Origin of the sequence: Fulvivirga imtechensis AK7 (genome assembly GCF_000331535.1) — a bacterium.
In the GTDB taxonomy this organism is placed as follows: domain Bacteria; phylum Bacteroidota; class Bacteroidia; order Cytophagales; family Cyclobacteriaceae; genus Fulvivirga; species Fulvivirga imtechensis.
Genome location: NZ_AMZN01000210.1, coordinates 1 through 417, shown reverse-complemented (window position 1 = coordinate 417; position 417 = coordinate 1). Strand labels below are relative to the sequence as shown.

Annotated in this window: 1 protein-coding gene; it reads left to right on the top strand. The window is 43.2% G+C overall.

Features of this window, described 5'->3' with window-relative positions; all coding sequences use genetic code 11:
• Positions 1–78: 78 nt before the first annotated feature.
• The gene (locus C900_RS27825; protein WP_009583837.1) at positions 79–381 is read left to right on the top strand and encodes a GIY-YIG nuclease family protein; all 303 of its coding nucleotides are present in this window, start codon (positions 79–81) and stop codon (positions 379–381) included.
• Positions 382–417 lie beyond the last annotated feature (36 nt).

Here is a 417-nt window from a genome sequence, read left to right as displayed (position 1 = left end):
TTCGAGTCCCGTCCAGACCGCAAAAGCCTCTCGGAAGTGATCTGAGAGGCTTTTTTGTTTGAGTATATTCAATGCACCATGGCATTTTATGTTTATATCTTATATTCACATTCTACACATTCCTTTTATAAAGGACAATCTTCTGATATCACACAACGAGTGTACAGGCATAATGCCGGAAGAGAGAAATCTACCGCCAGAGGTGTACCTTGGAAACTTTTGTGGTACACAAAAAAGGATAGCAGGTCGCAGGCTATGTCGCTAGAGCGTAAACTGAAAAATCTGTCTTTTCAGAGAACCGTTGACTTCATGATAAAGTATCACCACGACATCGCGGGTGCTGACGAATTGCTTTTAGTAAAGCAATTATCAGCATGCTGACTCCTCGTCAGCATTCGAGTCCCGTCCAGACCGCAA

Coding starts and splice junctions, on each gene's coding strand:
- C900_RS27825 (WP_009583837.1), top strand. CDS start 79: ATGGCATTTTATGTTTATATCTTATATTCACATTCTACACATTCCTTT.